This is a genomic window from Aeromonas sp. R7-1 (assembly GCF_040908115.1).
Classification (GTDB): Bacteria; Pseudomonadota; Gammaproteobacteria; order Enterobacterales; family Aeromonadaceae; genus Aeromonas; species Aeromonas caviae.
The window spans coordinates 84,349-100,245 of sequence record NZ_JBFODD010000021.1 but is presented as its reverse complement, the minus strand read 5'-3'; the positions used below and the strand labels follow the sequence as shown (position 1 = coordinate 100,245).

General features: G+C 61.8%; 14 protein-coding genes. 2 read left to right on the top strand and 12 right to left on the bottom strand.

What is annotated here, in order from left to right; all coding sequences use genetic code 11:
* Window positions 1–23 precede the first annotated feature (23 nt).
* Both zapD and yacG read left to right on the top strand, forming a co-directional pair.
* Complete coding sequence (gene zapD / locus AB5Y51_RS04020) at window positions 24–746, top strand: cell division protein ZapD (RefSeq protein WP_010675825.1); 723 nt, start codon at window positions 24–26, stop codon at window positions 744–746.
* 10 nt (window positions 747–756) lie between these two features.
* Window positions 757–951 (top strand): DNA gyrase inhibitor YacG, encoded by a 195-nt coding sequence (gene yacG / locus AB5Y51_RS04015; RefSeq protein ID WP_010675826.1) that lies wholly within the window; start codon window positions 757–759, stop codon window positions 949–951.
* 57 nt (window positions 952–1,008) lie between these two features.
* Here yacG and mutT read toward each other — a convergent pair whose 3' ends face one another.
* From mutT to murD, 12 genes are all read right to left on the bottom strand, one after another.
* Complete coding sequence (gene mutT, locus AB5Y51_RS04010) at window positions 1,009–1,413, bottom strand: 8-oxo-dGTP diphosphatase MutT (protein ID WP_171864957.1); 405 nt, start codon at window positions 1,411–1,413, stop codon at window positions 1,009–1,011.
* Between the two features lie 8 nt (window positions 1,414–1,421).
* Complete coding sequence (locus AB5Y51_RS04005) at window positions 1,422–2,606, bottom strand: tetratricopeptide repeat protein (RefSeq protein WP_103255171.1); 1,185 nt, start codon at window positions 2,604–2,606, stop codon at window positions 1,422–1,424.
* Between the two features lie 65 nt (window positions 2,607–2,671).
* Window positions 2,672–5,392, bottom strand: coding sequence for a preprotein translocase subunit SecA (gene secA / locus AB5Y51_RS04000; RefSeq protein ID WP_041211791.1), 2,721 nt, complete (start codon window positions 5,390–5,392; stop codon window positions 2,672–2,674).
* Window positions 5,393–5,449: 57 nt separating this feature from the next.
* On the bottom strand, window positions 5,450–6,355 hold the full coding sequence (locus AB5Y51_RS03995) for a M23 family metallopeptidase (protein WP_039040495.1): 906 nt from the start codon (window positions 6,353–6,355) through the stop codon (window positions 5,450–5,452).
* A gap of 140 nt (window positions 6,356–6,495) precedes the next feature.
* Window positions 6,496–7,419, bottom strand: coding sequence for a UDP-3-O-acyl-N-acetylglucosamine deacetylase (gene lpxC / locus AB5Y51_RS03990; protein WP_010675831.1), 924 nt, complete (start codon window positions 7,417–7,419; stop codon window positions 6,496–6,498).
* 102 nt (window positions 7,420–7,521) lie between these two features.
* Complete coding sequence (ftsZ, locus tag AB5Y51_RS03985) at window positions 7,522–8,673, bottom strand: cell division protein FtsZ (protein ID WP_005305686.1); 1,152 nt, start codon at window positions 8,671–8,673, stop codon at window positions 7,522–7,524.
* Between the two features lie 39 nt (window positions 8,674–8,712).
* Window positions 8,713–9,972: a cell division protein FtsA gene (ftsA, locus tag AB5Y51_RS03980; RefSeq protein WP_010675832.1), complete on the bottom strand. Its 1,260-nt coding sequence runs from the start codon at window positions 9,970–9,972 to the stop codon at window positions 8,713–8,715.
* On the bottom strand, window positions 9,953–10,705 hold the full coding sequence (locus AB5Y51_RS03975; RefSeq protein ID WP_029314839.1) for a cell division protein FtsQ/DivIB: 753 nt from the start codon (window positions 10,703–10,705) through the stop codon (window positions 9,953–9,955). Before AB5Y51_RS03975 ends, ftsA begins: the two co-directional genes overlap by 20 nt.
* Before the next feature lie 97 nt (window positions 10,706–10,802).
* Window positions 10,803–12,257 carry a UDP-N-acetylmuramate--L-alanine ligase gene (gene murC, locus AB5Y51_RS03970; RefSeq protein WP_368178074.1) on the bottom strand — a complete coding sequence of 485 codons (1,455 nt, stop codon included), beginning with the start codon at window positions 12,255–12,257 and terminating at the stop codon, window positions 10,803–10,805.
* Window positions 12,258–12,367: 110 nt separating this feature from the next.
* Window positions 12,368–13,435: an undecaprenyldiphospho-muramoylpentapeptide beta-N-acetylglucosaminyltransferase gene (gene murG, locus AB5Y51_RS03965; RefSeq protein WP_010675835.1), complete on the bottom strand. Its 1,068-nt coding sequence runs from the start codon at window positions 13,433–13,435 to the stop codon at window positions 12,368–12,370.
* The gene (ftsW, locus tag AB5Y51_RS03960; RefSeq protein ID WP_010675836.1) at window positions 13,432–14,616 is read right to left on the bottom strand and encodes a cell division protein FtsW; all 1,185 of its coding nucleotides are present in this window, start codon (window positions 14,614–14,616) and stop codon (window positions 13,432–13,434) included. The genes murG and ftsW overlap by 4 nt, the downstream gene beginning before the upstream one ends.
* Window positions 14,613–15,896: a UDP-N-acetylmuramoyl-L-alanine--D-glutamate ligase gene (gene murD / locus AB5Y51_RS03955; protein WP_039040492.1), complete on the bottom strand. Its 1,284-nt coding sequence runs from the start codon at window positions 15,894–15,896 to the stop codon at window positions 14,613–14,615. Before murD ends, ftsW begins: the two co-directional genes overlap by 4 nt.
* Window position 15,897 lies beyond the last annotated feature (1 nt).

Here is a 15,897-nt window from a genome sequence, read left to right as displayed (position 1 = left end):
TTTATGGCTGGCCAGGATTAGGCATGATTTACGATTTTCCCCTCAATGAAAAAAGCCGGACCTATCTTCGTCTGGAGTCCCTGTTTTCCCAGATCCGCGACAATCTGGAGAGTGACCAGTCCTGGGCACATATCGCCTTCTTCAAGGGGTTGTTCGATTTGCAGGAGTTGCTGGAGCGTGGTGACCTGCGTGCCGATCTCATCAAGGATCTGGAGCGCCTCGGCCAACGCCTGAGCCACTGGGCCAGTCTGCCTGACGTCGATCTCGAGCAGATCCAGCGGATGCAGCAGGAGAGCACCCAGCTCTCCCGCAACCTGCTGAACTCCCCGCGCCCCGGCGCCCGTCTGAAAGAGGATCGCCTGCTCGGCTCCATTCGTCAGCGCTTCTCCATTCCGGGTGGTCTGTGCGCCTTCGATGTGCCGCAACTGCACCACTGGCTGGCGACCCCGGCCGTCACCCGCCACCAGCAGATGCAGCAATGGCTGAGTGACATCACCCTGCTGATGAACGCCATCTCCCTGTTGCTGCGCCTGTGGCGCGAGTCGGGCAACTTCAGCGACCAGGTGGCCACCAACGGCTTCTTCCAGGATACCGCCGAAGGGGCTGAACTGATCCGCATCCGTCTGGCGGGCACCCAGCCCTGCTATCCGACCCTGAGCGGCCACAAGAACCGCTTCGCCCTGCGCTTCCTGCCGACGACGGAGCAGCAGATAGGCGACGTCTCCTTCCAGCTCGCCTGTTGTTGAGGAGCGCCCCATGGTGACCAAGGTAAAGTGTCCGACCTGTCAGAGCGAGATCGAATGGGGTCCGCAGAGCCCGTTTCGCCCCTTCTGCAGCAAGCGCTGCCAGCTGATCGACCTCGGCGAGTGGGCGGATGAACAGAAGCGCATCCCGGGCGAGATCAACCCGGATCTGCTGCCCGACCCGGAACGGGGCGATCCCTGGCAATAAACACTTCACGATCAAAAAAGGGCCCTCAGGCCCTCTTTCGTTGGTATCGATTCCCTTTCAGGCAAGCGAGGCCTGCAACCGCGCGACGATGGGGCCGTTGGCATCCGGGAAGCGGTATTCGTGCAGCGAGGCCAGTGGTACCCAGCGGCACTCCTGTCCCTCCTTGCCAAAGGGCTCGCCGTGGAAGCGGGTCACCTTCCAGATATCCAGCAAGACCTGCTTGTCGGGGTAGTCGTGGTGCAGCTCCATGAAGGGGGCACAATCCTGCACCCGGATCCCGATCTCTTCCCACAATTCCCTGTCCAGCGCGGTGAGCAGATCCTCCCCCGACTCCACCTTGCCACCGGGAAACTCCCAGCGGTCCCCCTGATGGCGATCGGCTGAGCGTTTGGCGATGAAGATATCGCCCCGTTCGTTCTCGATGACGCCCACCGCCACCCAGATCCGTTTCTTCTGTTCCATCATTGTCCTCAGCGTAAACACGGCAAACGGGCGATCCAGGGGGCAAGCCGAATGGCCTGCTGATCCCCCCGGGCCCTGAAGAGATCCTGCCCGACATGCTCATTGCCCGGCGGCGCAACCTGCGGCCAGGGCACCGCACCGGGCGGAGTGAAACAACGATCGTGTACCCGCGCGCTCTGGCGCAGATAGCGCCATAAACAGTCTCGCAAGAACCACTGGTCGATGTTCGGTGTTTCCATGGTACTGGGCTGATAGCTCGCCATCAGCGGCGCAAGGGGAGGCAGCACACCGGCCACACCGCCCCACATGCCGGCCAGCACCAGATCGGTGTGGCTCCACCAGTCACGCATGATATGGAACCAGCGCCCCGATGCAAGCCAGTCATCGACCGCCAGCCGCTCCCGCAGATTCAGCACGGAGTCCGCATCGCGCACAAGAAAGCGCCCCACGCCGGGATCATTGGCGACCTGGAAGCGCCAGCAGAGGCGCTGACGCTGGGATTGGCCATCGGGCTGCACCTTTATCTCGGCGCCATGTTCCTGCAGGCAGGCCAGAAACCCCTGAGGGACACTGCCATCCACATAGAAGCGCACCCGCCAGCCAGGATAGAGGTAAGCTGCGGCCAGCACATTGTCGAGTGCTCCCCGCAAATAGCGGGGCTGTGCTCCCCACAAGGAGAAGGCGATGACTGCCTGCTTCTCCCCCTGCTCCGCGAGCCAGTCATCCGGCCCCTCTGCCGGCAGTACCCACCCCGCGACGGGCTGCGAGACGGCCTCATCCTTGAGAGTCAGGGCACGGGTTCCTGCTTGTGACGCTTCTTCATGACGTCCTAGCTTGGCAAGGGAAGTGCAAAGCCCGTCATGGACCAGATAATCATCCGGCTCGCGCCGCACCAGTTCGACCAGGTGCGTCACGGCCCGCTCATGTTGATCGGAGCGCGAGAGGCAGACACAGAGATTGCGCAGCACCTCAGTGTTATCGGGCGCGGACCGGTACGCCAGCGTCAGCACCTGTGCCGCCGAGGCGGGATCGCCGGACAAAAAAAGGTAATAGGCAAACTGCAGTTGCAGGGGAACGGATTTGTTCGTCTCTGCGTTCAGCCTGCTCAGCACACAACGGATCGCCTCCTGGCGTCTCTCCTGCAGCCAGTGCCCATGTGCCTCCCCATCCCATCCCGCCGGCAATCTGCTCATCGTCCCCTCCTTGGTCCGAAAATGAATACACCGCCCGGAGGCGGTGTATTCATCATGGCAGGGTGTCAGGTCAGCTGACCGTGACAGTGCTTGTATTTTTTACCCGAACCACAGGGGCAGGGATCGTTGCGCCCGATCTTCTGCTCGTCGCGCACGAAGGTGGTATGGCCCTCGGCCCCACCCGTATCCTCGTCAGCCAGCTGGTTTTCGGCCGTGGCATGGGTGTAGGTACGGGGAGCGGCTTCGGCCTGCTGGCGCTGCTGCTCTTCCATCGCCTCCACATCCCGCTCCTGCACTTGTACCCGGCTCAGGATGCTGACCACGTCGCGCTTGAGGGTCTCCAGCATCTGGGTGAACAGATCGAAGGATTCGCGCTTGTACTCCTGCTTGGGGTTCTTCTGGGCGTAGCCGCGCAGATGGATGCCCTGGCGCAGGTGATCCATGGCCGCCAGGTGCTCCTTCCACAGACCATCCAGCGTTTGCAGCATCACCGCCTTCTCGAAGTTGCGCAGCACCTCCTTGCCGACCAGCTCTTCCTTGTGGGCATAGAGCTTGGTGGCTTCATCCAGGATGCGTTCACGCAGCTTCTCTTCATACAGCTTGTCGTCTTCCGCCAGCCACTGCTGCAACGGCAGATCCAGGGCGAAATCGGACTTCAGACGCGCTTCCAGACCCGGCACGTCCCACATCTCTTCCAGGGACTGGGGCGGGATGTACTCGTCGATGATGGCGCCGTAGACGTCGTCACGGATGACGTGAATAGTCTCGGAGATGTCGTTGGTGTCCAGCAGTTCGTTGCGCTGCTCGTAGACCACCTTGCGCTGATCGTTAGCCACGTCGTCAAACTCGAGCAGGTTTTTACGGATGTCGAAGTTGCGACCTTCCACCTTGCGCTGGGCATTCTCGATGGCCTTGGTCACCCAGGGATGCTCGATGGCCTCGCCCTCTTCCATGCCCAGCTTCTTCATCATGCCGGTCACGCGGTCGGAGGCGAAGATCCGCATCAGGGTATCTTCCATGGAGAGGTAGAAGCGGGAGGAACCCGGATCACCCTGACGACCGGAACGGCCGCGCAGCTGGTTGTCGATACGGCGGGATTCGTGACGCTCGGTACCGATGATGTGCAGACCACCGGCCGCCAGTACTTCGTCATGACGCACCTGCCAGGCCGCTTTCAGCTCGGCAATCTGCTCGCTTGACGGGTTTTCCAGCTGGGCGATCTCCGCCTGCCAGTTGCCGCCCAGCACGATGTCGGTACCACGACCGGCCATGTTGGTGGCGATGGTGACGGCGCCGGTCTGGCCGGCCTGGGCGACGATCTCCGCTTCCATGGCATGGAACTTGGCGTTCAGTACCTTGTGCGGGATATTTTCCTTGGTCAGGATGCCGGAGAGCAGCTCGGAGTTCTCGATGGAGACGGTACCGACCAGCACGGGCTGGCCGCGCTTCACGCACTCGCGGATGTCCTGCACAATGGCCGCGTATTTCTCCTGGGCGGTCAGGTAGACGAGATCGCCCATGTCCTTGCGCACCATCGGCTTGTTGGTCGGGATGACCACGGTATCCAGGCCATAGATCTGCTGGAATTCAAAGGCTTCGGTATCCGCAGTACCGGTCATGCCCGCCAGCTTGTCGTACAGACGGAAGTAGTTCTGGAAGGTGATGGAGGCCAGGGTCTGGTTCTCGTTCTGGATCTTGACCCCTTCCTTCGCCTCGACCGCCTGGTGCAGACCGTCTGACCAGCGACGACCCGGCATGGTGCGGCCGGTGTGCTCATCGACGATGACGATCTCGTCCTTCTGGACGATGTAGTCGACGTTGCGCTCGAACAGGGTGTGCGCACGCAGGCCGGCATTGACGTGATGCAGCAGGCTGATGTTGGTGGCGGAGAACAGGGAGTCATCCTCGGCCAGCAGTCCCTCTTTCTTGAGCAGCTCTTCCACGAAGATCTGGCCGTTCTCGGTCAGCAGCGCCTGGCGGTTCTTCTCGTCCACCGTGTAGTGGCCGTCGCCGGTGTACTCCTCGGAGTCTTCCTTGTCCTGCTTGACCAGCAGGGGGATCAACTTGTTGATCTGGGTGTACATGGCTGAACTGTCTTCCGCCGGACCGGAGATGATGAGCGGAGTGCGGGCTTCATCGATGAGCACCGAGTCCACCTCATCCACCAGCGCGTAGTTGAGCGGACGCTGTACACGCTGCTCCGGCGAGAATGCCATGTTGTCGCGCAGGTAGTCGAAACCGAATTCGTTGTTGGTACCGTAGGTGATGTCGGCAGCGTAGGCATCGCGCTTCTGGGACGCATCCATGCCGGGCACGTTGCAGTCCACCGTCATGCCGAGGAAGGCGAACAGCGGGCGGTTGGCTTCCGCATCACGCTTGGCCAGATAGTCGTTCACCGTCACCACGTGCACACCGCGGCCGGTCAGGGCGTTCAGGTAGGCCGGCAGGGTGGCCGTCAGGGTTTTACCTTCACCTGTCTTCATTTCGGCGATGCGGTTGGAGTTCAGCACCATGCCGCCGATCAGCTGGACGTCGAAGTGACGCATGCCGAACACACGGCGGGAGGCTTCACGGACGGTGGCGAACGCTTCCGGCAGCAACTGCTCCAGTGTTTCGCCCTGCTCCAGACGTTGACGGTACTCGGCGGTCTTCGCCTGCAGTTCCTGATCGGACAGTGCCTCGAATTGAGGTTCCATCGCATTGATTTGTTTTACAATTTTGCGCAAAGCCTTGAGCGTTCTGTCGTTCCGGCTGCCGATAATCTTGGTGAGCAGTGTGCTAATCATGGGTACCAACTATTTTGGTTATATAAGCGTTCCGTCACTGGAACCTGAAGAAAAAACCTAACCCCGTCTGGCATTCAGAAAGCGCGCGGGGTTGACCTGACGACCATCTTTCAACACTTCGTAATGCAAATGAACTCCGGTTGCACGACCGGTTCGCCCCATCAGGGCAATCTTCTGGCCCTCATCAACCAGGGTGCCCACATCCACCAGTAACTTGGAATTGTGGGCATAGCGGGTGACCAGACCATTGCCATGGTCAATCTCCACCATGTTGCCAAACTCCGGATGGCGCCCCGCCCAGCTGACAATCCCCTTGCCTGTCGCCAGGATGGGGGTGCCGGGCCTGCCGCGGAAATCCACCCCTTTGTGCATCTTGGCGCGACCGTTGAACGGATCGACCCGCCCACCGAAACCGGAGGAGATCCAGACACGCTCCTGCTTGACCGGTGAGCCGGGGATGAATCCCGCATCGGTGATATGGTGGTTCATGATGAAGGATTCAAGTACCGACAGCTGTTCTTCGCGGCTGCTGAGCTGACGGCTGAGGTGTTCCATGGAATCTTGCAGTTCACCCAGGCTGACTTCCAGGTCTGCATCGTAGGAAGGGCCGCCCATCGGGGGCAGCTCCTTGAAGTTGAACTCCTCGGGATCGAGGTCCGCCTTCTCGGTCAGGCGCTCGCCGAGGGCGTTGAGGCGACCAAGTTGTCCCTGCATGGTGCCCACCTGGGCAGCCAGCATGGCAAGCTGTTCGCGGGCTTCATCGGCCCCTTGCGTGGATTTTTGCTGCTGCGCCAGGGTCAGCGCCACTTCCAGCGCCTCCATTTTCTGCTGCCAGCTCTGCCAGAGCCAGCCGCCCCCCAAGGCCAATACAGTGAAGAGAATACCGCCGACCCAGGCCAGACGTTGTTTGGGTAAGTGCAACCTGCGGCGCTGCTTACCGTGGAGGATCAGGGTAATGCTCATAGAAATCTGTCTTCTCGGTCAGGTGAGGCCAAGGGCCTGCACGGGCAATAAAACCGGGAGATAATCGGTATTAAAGAATGGAATAAACAAATGACAGGACGTCGGTGCGGAGAGATGACCGACGTCCTGTTGCACAGCTATCAGGCCAGAACCAGACCGTTGTCGTAGTAAGCGATGGGCGCTTTGTCGCCCTCACCCTCGAAGGTCACCAGTTCCCAGGCCTCCTGCTGGGCCAGCAGGGCACGCAGCAGCTTGTTGTTCAGGGCATGGCCCGTCTTGTAGGCACGGAATTCACCGATGATACTGCGATTGCACATGTACAGATCGCCGATGGCATCCAGCATCTTGTGCTTCACGAACTCATCTTCGTAGCGCAGACCATCTTCGTTCAGCACCCGGTAGTCATCCAGCACCACGGCGTTTTCCAGGCTGCCGCCCAGTGCCAGGTTCTGGGAACGCAGGTACTCGATATCACGCATGAAGCCGAAGGTACGGGCACGGCTGATCTCTTTCACGAAGGAGCTGCCGGAGAAGTCCAGCACGCAACGCTGGTTGCGGCCTTCAAATACCGGATGCTGGAAATCGATCTCGAGATCCATCTTGAAGCCGTTGCGATAGGGGTGGAATTCCGCCCACTTGTCGCCGTCTTCAACCCGGATGCTCTGCTTGATCCGCACGAACTGCTTGGGTGCGTTCTGTTCACGAATACCCACTTCCTGCAGCAGATAGATGAACGGATGCGCACTGCCGTCCATTACCGGGATCTCGGGAGCATCAACCTCGACATAGAGGTTGTCGATCCCCATCCCGGCCAGAGCGGCAGACAGATGTTCGATGGTCGACACGCGAACACCGGCTTCGTTCACCAGAGCGGTACAAAGCACAGTATCACGCACCTGATCGGCGTTGGCTGGCAGCGCGACCACAGGATTCAGATCGGTACGCAAGTAAACGATCCCTGTGTTAACAGGCGCCGGACGGAACGTCATTGTGACTTTCCGGCCCGAATGCAGACCCACACCGGTGGCCTGGACACTCGTTTTCAAGGTTCTTTGTCTAATCATGGGCGTATCCGCTTTAACAGCTCAAATTCCTGACCAGATGGTCGTTGCCGGGCCATCTTAGCACAATCCTTAAGCAACAAACAAACCAGAGCCATCAGAGGCTTAGTCTGCCTGCTTGCGCAGGAACGCAGGAATATCGAGATAATCCGGTTCGCGACGAGCTTGCGGCTCGGCGTTCACCACCTTGGCCGGGGCCTCTTCCATCACGCGAGACTGCAGGGCTTCGCTGATCAGGGGCTGACGGGCCGGACGCTCTTGAACCATGTTGTTCTTGACCAGAGTGATGTCGGGCTTGCGCTCGGCACCGATACCGGTCGCCACTACGGTAACACGCAGTTCGTCGTGCATTTCCGGGTCGATTACGGTACCCACCACCACGGTAGCGTTCTCGGACGCGAAGGCCTTGACCGCGTTACCCACGGTCTCGAACTCTTCGATGGTCATGTCCATGCCAGCAGTGATGTTGACCAGGATGCCGCGGGCACCGGCCAGATCCACGTCTTCCAGCAGCGGGCTGGAGATGGCCTTCTCGGCCGCTTCTTCGGCACGGTCGTCACCGGAGGCGGAGCCGGTACCCATCATGGCGGTACCCATCTCGCGCATCACGGTACGCACGTCCGCGAAGTCGACGTTGATGAGGCCCGGGCGGGTGATCAGCTCGGCGATGCCCTGTACTGCACCCAGCAGCACGTCGTTGGCCGCCTTGAAGGCGTCCAGCAGGGAGATGCCGCGACCCAGCACCTTCAGCAACTTGTCGTTGGGGATGGTGATCAGGGAGTCGACGTTCTTGGAGAGCTCTTCGATGCCGTGAGCGGCGAAGCCCATCCGCTTCTTCCCTTCGAAGGAGAACGGCTTGGTCACGACGGCAACGGTCAGGATACCCATCTCGCGGGCCACTTCGGCCACGATCGGTGCAGCACCTGTACCAGTACCACCACCCATGCCGGCAGCGATGAACACCATGTCGGAACCGGTCAGCAGCTCGCGCAGCGCTTCCCTGTCTTCCATGGCGGCGTCACGACCCACTTCCGGGTTGGCCCCGGCACCCAGACCCTTGGTGATGCCACCGCCGATCTGCAGGGTTGTATTGGCACTGGAGTTGCGCAGTGCCTGGGCGTCGGTGTTCACGGTGATGAACTCGACACCTTCGATGTTTTGACGAACCATGTGCTCGACTGCGTTGCCGCCGCCGCCACCCACACCTATCACCTTGATGACGGCTTCGTCAGTGTGGCTATCCATAAATTCAAACATGTTGTCTCTCCGCTTTATTTGCCTGACTCAGCAAAATCTTTAGAACTCGCCACGCAACCAGTTGCTGACCCGTTTGACCAGCCCACCTACGCTTGCCTTGGCGGCATATTCCTTGTTACTGCCGGTGGATTGGTTGGTGCGGCCGTACTGCAACAACCCGACCGCAGTCGAGTACACCGGTGCCTGTACGTAGTCACTCAATCCCCGGATATTCATGGGCTCGCCCACCCGGACCTGGCTCTGGAAGATCTGCTCTGCGCACTCCACAATGCCTTCGATCTGGGCCGCGCCACCGGTCAAGACCACACCGGCGGCCAGCTGATGCTTGACCCCCTGTGCCTTCAATTCGCTCTGCACCCGCACCAGCTCGTCATTCACCATGGAGAGCAACTCGGTGTAACGGGGTTCAATCACTTCCGCCAGTGTCTGCCGTTGCAGGCTGCGCGCCGGGCGACCGCCGACACTGGGCACTTCGATATTGTCTTCCTTGCTGACCAGGCGGCCGAGGGCGCAGCCGTAGCGCACCTTGATCGCCTCCGCATCCAGCGGCGGCGTGCCGAAGGCATAGGCGATGTCGCTGGTCACCGTGCTGCCAGCATAGGGAATCACCTTGGTGTGACGCAGGGCGCCACCGGTAAAGAGCGACATGTCCATGGTGCCGCCACCGATGTCCACCACGCAGACACCCAGCTCCTTCTCGTCTTCGGTCAACACGGCGTAGCTGGAGGCCAGGGCGGAGAAGATCAGCTGATCCACCCGCAGACCCACCTTCTCTACACACTTCTCGATGTTGCGCGCCATGTCGTTGTGGCAGGTGATGAGATGCACCTTGGCTGCCATCCGCACGCCGGAGAGGCCGACCGGGTTCTTGATCCCTTCCTGATAGTCGATGGCGAACTCCTGTGGCAGCACGTGCAGCACCCGGAGCTCGTCAGACAACCGCACCGACTTGGCGGTGTGGATGACGTTGTCCACATCCTCCTGGGTCACCTCTTCGTCGGAGATGGGCACCATGCCGGTCTCGTTGCGGCAATCGATGTGCTTGCCGGACAGCCCCAGATAGACGGAACTGATCTGGCAGTCTGCCATCATCTCGGCCTCTTCCACCGCGCGGCGCAGGGACTTGACCACGGAGTCGAGGTCATTGACCCCGCCCTTCTCCATACCGCGAGAAGCGTGGCTGCCCATGCCGATGACATTGAGTTCGCCATCAGGCAATACTTCGCCAACCAGTACCGCCACCTTGGTCGTGCCGATATCCAGTCCGACAATCAAATTTCTATCTGCGGTGTTGGTCATTCACTTTCTCTTCGCTTTTCTTCCAGCCAACTGCCATCCCGGTGTCGTATCGAAGATCCACGTAAGCAACCCGCTCACGGGGCTCGATGACCGGAAAGGCATCGATAAACCGCTGCAGACGAAGCGCGATATCCGAGCGCCCCACAAACAGCTGAATGTTGCCATCCAGGGTCAGTTCCCAGGCATGGCGGGGGGTCAGATTCACCCCCAGCAACTTGTATCCCTTGGCCGCCAGCAGCGTTTCGTACTGATGGCTGGCTTCCAGCACCTTGGCGGCCTGATCATCGGGCCCGGACAACTGCATCAGGGGCTTCTTCACCCTGTCCGGGGCACTGAATACCTCACCCTTGGTGTTGACGAAGCGGTTACCGTTCCAGCGAGCCGCCACATCCTGTTCCGTGAGATAGACCTTGATCTTGTTCGGCCACTTCTTTCGTACCGAGACCTGGGCCACCCAGGGCAGAGCGTTCAGACGCGCCTGCAATTCGTTCACATCCAGCTCGAAGAAGTTGCGAAGTTCGGCACCATCCAGCACGGCAGCACGCAACTCATCGGCCTTCAAATATTCGTGTTGCCCCTGCAGCAACAGCTCGCTCATGGGCAACCGACTGGCATCCGTCAGCCAGTCTTTAACATCCAGCGCAGTCTGGTAGAGCCCCCACATGACCAGGATGAAAAATGCCACCCCGGCGATGAAGCCCCCCTTGGTGCGCCCTTGTGCCCTTGCCTCCACCCGATCGATCCCCGTAAAACGCGCCATGCCGGCCACTTGCAGACCGGTTCGCCATTATATAGGCCTCGGCTTGGCGGTCAAAATACTCATTGGGCCCTCAGGCACCGGATTTCATGCTATCCACGCTCAATTTCATCTCGCCGAGACGACGGGCCAGCGCACCGACGTTACCCGCCCCCTGGGTCAATACCAGATCCCCCTCGCCAATCAGGTCGGCCAGCACCGCGGGCACATCATCCGGCGTTGCGACAAAGATGGGCTCCAGGGTGCCGCGGGAGCGGATGGAACGGCACAAGGCACGGCCATCGGCACCGGGGATGGGCTCCTCACCGGCGGCATAGACCTCCAGCATCACCAGCACGTCCACCTTGGAAAGCACGTCCGCGAAATCTTCGTAGAGATCCCGGGTCCGGCTGTAGCGGTGCGGCTGGAACACCATCACCAGCCGCTTCTCGGGCCAGCCGGCGCGGGCGGCGTTGATGGTCACCTTCACTTCGCTCGGGTGATGACCGTAATCGTCCACCAGCATGGCCTTGCCACGGCCGGTTTCAAACTCGCCATATTGCTGGAAGCGGCGCCCCACCCCTTCAAACTTGGAAAGTGCCTGGATGATGGCCTCGTCGCCGATGCCGTCTTCGGTGGCCACCGCGATGGCGGCGGCGGCGTTGAGGGCGTTGTGGATGCCCGGCAGATTCAGGGTCACCTCCAGCTCACCCGCCCCTGCACGGCGCACCCGGAAGCGGCTGCGATTGCTGGTCTGCACGAAGTCCAGCACCTGCACATCGGCATCATCGCTCAGACCGTAGGTGAGGGTAGGACGGGCGATCTCCGGCAGCATGCCGCGGATCACGGGGTCATCCACGCACACCACGGCCAGGCCGTAGAACGGCAGGTTGTGCAGGAAATCGATGAAGGTGGCCTTCAACCTGGAGAAATCGCCACCATAGGTGTCCATGTGATCCGCTTCGATATTGGTCACTATGGAGACCATGGGTTGCAGATGCAGGAAGGAGGCGTCGCTCTCGTCCGCCTCGGCAATCAGATAACGGCTGCTGCCCAGGCGGGCATTGGTGCCGGCGCTGTTGAGCAGACCGCCGATGACGAAGGTGGGGTCGCGATCCGCCTCGGCATAGATGCTCGCCACCAGACTGGTGGTGGTGGTCTTGCCGTGGGTCCCGGCGATGGCGATGCCGTGACGAAAGCGCATCAGCTCAGCCAGCATTTCGGCGCGGCGCACCACGGGAATACGCAGCTCGCGGGCAGCCAGCAGCTCGGGGTTGTCCTGCTTGATGGCGGTGGAAACCACCACCACGCTGGCACCGTCCACATGCTCGGCACTGTGACCGACAAAGATGTGTGCACCCAAAGAGGTCAGGCGTTCGGTCACCCCGTTGCGGGCCAGATCCGAGCCGGTCACCTGATACCCTTCATTGGCAAGCACTTCCGCAATACCGCCCATACCGGCGCCACCGATGCCGATGAAGTGGATGCGACGCACGCGGCGCATTTCGGGGATAACGGTACGCAGTTTTGCCAGTTCAACCTTGGTCATAGTTCTTTCTCAATTCGCGGCCACAGGCCATTTTCATTCGGCGACATTCATCAGTTCGAAGACAGAAGCGGGGCCTTGGCGGCACATCTTGGCCTTCCATCTCGTTTGGCTCAGCCGGTGGCGAGCCGTTTGCACTCATCGGCAACCCGTTCGGCGGCATCGATGATGGCGACCCGGCGCGCGGCCTGGGCCATGTTCAACAGGGTTTCCCTGCGCCCGGCGAGCCAGGAGAGGCGCGACGCCAGAGCGGCCGGCGTCAGCTCGGACTGGGGCAGGAACTCGGCCGCACCGCCGTCGACCAGGGTCAGGGCGTTGCGGGTCTGGTGATCGTCCACCGCATGGGGCAGGGGCACGAAGATCGCGGCCACACCGGCAGCGGCCACTTCGGAGACGGTCAATGCGCCGGCGCGGCACACCACCAGGTCCGCCCAGGCATAGGCATCCGCCATGTCCTTGATAAATTCACTCACCTCGGCCTCGACCCCCAGCCCGGCATAGGAAGCAGCCACGGCCTCCCCGTTGCCCTTGCCACACTGGTGACGCACCTCGATGGGCACACCGGCAGCTGCAACCGCAGGAGGCACCTGCTCGTTGAGGACCCGGGCCCCCAGGCTGCCACCGACCACAAGCAGGCGCAGAGGATCGCTGCTGCTGCGCAGTTGGGGATCCGGCAGCGCCACCACCTCGGGGCGCACCGGGTTGCCCACCACGGCGGTGCGGGCATTGGGGGCGAAGGCACCGGGGAAGGCCATCAGTACCCGCCTGGCGATACGGGCCAGCAGCTTGTTGGTCAGGCCGGCGGCGGCATTCTGCTCGTGCAGCAGCAGCGGAATGCCGGACAGCCAGGCGGCCACGCCACCCGGGCCGGAGGCGAAGCCCCCCATGCCCAGCACCACATCGGGCTGGATGGTCTTGAGCACCTGGCGGGCCTGCAGCACGGATTTGATGACACGGTAGGGCGCCGCGAGCAGACGCTTGATGCCGTTGCCACGCACCCCCTGGATGTCGATGAAGGAGATGGGATAACCATGGGCAGGCACCAGCTCCGCCTCCATCCGGTCGGCAGTGCCGAGCCAGTGGATGGTCCAGCCCTGGGCCTTGAGGCGATCGGCGACGGCCAGGCCGGGGAACACATGGCCCCCGGTACCGCCTGCCATCACCAGTAACGTCTTGCTCACGCAACCTCCCGCACGCGCGCCTGGGCACTCGCCTGGCGCAACTCGAAATCGATACGAATCAACATGCTCACCGCCACCATCATGATGATGAGACTGGAGCCGCCATAACTGACCAGCGGCAGGGTCAGCCCCTTGGTAGGCATCATGCCGCTGGCGGCACCGACGTTGACGAAAGTCTGGAAGCTGAACCAGATGCCGATGCCGATGGCCAGATAACCTTCATAGAGCCGCTCGGCCACCAGCGCCTGGTGACCCAGCTTGAGCGCCTTCACCGCCAGCGCAAAAATCAGGAAGAGTGCGCCAAGCACCCCCACGTAGCCCAGCTCTTCGCCCAGAATGGCGAACACGAAGTCGGTGTGGGCCTCCGGCAGGTACTCCATCTTCTGGATGGAGTTGCCGAGCCCCTCGCCAAACCAGCTCCCCCGACCAAAGGCCATCAGGGACTGGGTCAGCTGATAGCCGCTGCCAAAGGGATCGGCCCAGGGGTCGAGGAAAGAGGTCACCCGCCGCATCCGGTAGGGCTCCGCGATGATCAGGGTCACCACGGCGCTCACCCCCACCAGGATGAGACCGATGAACTGCACCAGCCGGGCTCCGGCCAGGAACAGCATCCCGAGGGAGGTGACGAACATCACCACCACTGACCCGAGATCCGGCTGGGCCAGCAGCAGGATGGCCACCACGAACAGCACCGCCATGGGTTTCATGAAACCGATGAAGCGCTCGCGCACCTCGCTCTGGCGGCGCACCAGATAGCCCGCCAGATAGACGAACAGCGCCAACTTGCCGAACTCAGCCGGCTGCAAGTTGAAGGGGCCAAGCGGCAGCCAGCGTACCGAGCCGTTGACGCTGCGCCCCACCAGCAACACCATCACCAGCAGCACGATGGCCAGCAGCAACATGGGGCCGTTGTAGTGCTGCCAGCGTGCCATGGGTACTTGCAACACGAACCAGGAGATACCCAGCGCCATCACGAGGAACATGCCGTGGCGCTTCACGAACATGAAGGGATCGTTGTTGATGGCGATCCCCTCAGGAATGGAAGCGGACGCCACTATCACCAGCCCGACGCCCATCAGGGCGAGGGCCAGTACCACCAGCTGCCGATCGTAGAGACCGGCGGGGCGCGCCGGTAGCAACCAGCGCTGCAAGAATCCCGCAACCACGCGCAGGGCGTTCATAAGCCCATCACCAGTTCGGTGAAGCGATCGCCGCGCGCTTCAAAGGATTTGAACTGATCCAGGCTCGCACAGGCCGGCGCCAGCAGCACCCAGTCACCGGGCCTGGCATCGACCGCCGCCTTGGCGACAGCAGCGTCAAGATCGGCAACCCGCTCGGTCTGTTCGCCCAGGGCCAGCAGCACCTCGGCATCCTGGCCAAAGCAGTACATGTGATCGATCTGGCTGCCGAGCAGGGCCTGCACCGGGCCGAAGTCCTGCCCCTTGCCTTGGCCACCGGCCAGCAGCAGCAGGCGGCCCTTGACCGCTTCACGTACCCCGGCCACGGCGGCCAGGGTCGCCCCCACGTTGGTGGCCTTGGAGTCGTTGATCCAGCGCACCCCATTTACCTCCCGCACGAAGCGGGCACGGTGAGGCAGGCCTTCAAAGCGGCGCAGCACTGCAAGTTGTGCCTCGCGAGGAATACCCACCGCATCGCACAGGGCCATGGCCGCCAGGGCATTGGCCTGGTTGTGGGCACCCACTATCTTCATCTCGTCCACCGCCAGGAGCGGCTCGCCGTGCAAAGTCAGCCAGTGACGGCCCTCCAGCTCGCAGCGACCGTAGCCGTTGCAGTCGAGGCCGAAACTCTGCCACACCTGACCCACATCGGGCAGGGTCTGGGGATCGTCGCGATTGATCAGGATGTGCTGGGAGTGCTGATGGATCTCCATCTTGGCGGCGCGGTAATCCGCCATGCCGGCATAGCGATCCATATGATCTTCACTGAGGTTCAGGACCACGGAGGCGGCGGCCCGCAGGCTGCAGGTGGTCTCGAGCTGGAAGCTGGAGAGCTCCAGCACGCAGAGATCCATGGGCTGCTTGAGGAGCGACAGCGCCGGGGTGCCGATATTGCCCCCCACACCGACCTTGAGCCCCGCCTCGGCGATCATCTCACCCACTAGCGTGGTGACCGTGCTCTTGCCGTTGGAACCGGTGATGGCGATGACGGGCGTCTGGGTTTCACGCACGAACAGTTCGATGTCACCGACGATGCGCACCCCGAACTCGGCGGCGGCCTTCAACTCCGGAGTCGCCAGGGCGATGCCCGGGCTCGCCACTATCATGTGCGCCTGCTTGAGCCGCTCAGCGTCCAACCCGTGGATGAGCTCTACCTCGGGGGGAAGCTCGTCCTTGCCCGGCGGATTGGCACGGGTGTCCATCACCAGCGGCGTGACGCCGCGGTCGAGGAAGTAATCGACGCAGGAGAGTCCGGTTTTGCCGAGTCCGATGATGATGACCATG

Excerpts from the sequence above, each read along its gene's own strand:
- ftsZ (WP_005305686.1), bottom strand. The coding sequence starts at position 8,673 with ATGTTTGAATTTATGGATAGCCACACTGACGAAGCCGTCATCAAGGTG.
- ftsW (WP_010675836.1), bottom strand. The coding sequence starts at position 14,616 with ATGAACGCCCTGCGCGTGGTTGCGGGATTCTTGCAGCGCTGGTTGCTA.
- secA (WP_041211791.1), bottom strand. The coding sequence starts at position 5,392 with ATGATTAGCACACTGCTCACCAAGATTATCGGCAGCCGGAACGACAGA.
- zapD (WP_010675825.1), top strand. The coding sequence starts at position 24 with ATGATTTACGATTTTCCCCTCAATGAAAAAAGCCGGACCTATCTTCGT.
- AB5Y51_RS03995 (WP_039040495.1), bottom strand. The coding sequence starts at position 6,355 with ATGAGCATTACCCTGATCCTCCACGGTAAGCAGCGCCGCAGGTTGCAC.
- lpxC (WP_010675831.1), bottom strand. The coding sequence starts at position 7,419 with ATGATTAGACAAAGAACCTTGAAAACGAGTGTCCAGGCCACCGGTGTG.
- mutT (WP_171864957.1), bottom strand. The coding sequence starts at position 1,413 with ATGGAACAGAAGAAACGGATCTGGGTGGCGGTGGGCGTCATCGAGAAC.
- yacG (WP_010675826.1), top strand. The coding sequence starts at position 757 with ATGGTGACCAAGGTAAAGTGTCCGACCTGTCAGAGCGAGATCGAATGG.
- AB5Y51_RS04005 (WP_103255171.1), bottom strand. The coding sequence starts at position 2,606 with ATGAGCAGATTGCCGGCGGGATGGGATGGGGAGGCACATGGGCACTGG.
- murD (WP_039040492.1), bottom strand. The coding sequence starts at position 15,896 with ATGGTCATCATCATCGGACTCGGCAAAACCGGACTCTCCTGCGTCGAT.
- murC (WP_368178074.1), bottom strand. The coding sequence starts at position 12,257 with ATGACCAAGGTTGAACTGGCAAAACTGCGTACCGTTATCCCCGAAATG.
- ftsA (WP_010675832.1), bottom strand. The coding sequence starts at position 9,972 with ATGACCAACACCGCAGATAGAAATTTGATTGTCGGACTGGATATCGGC.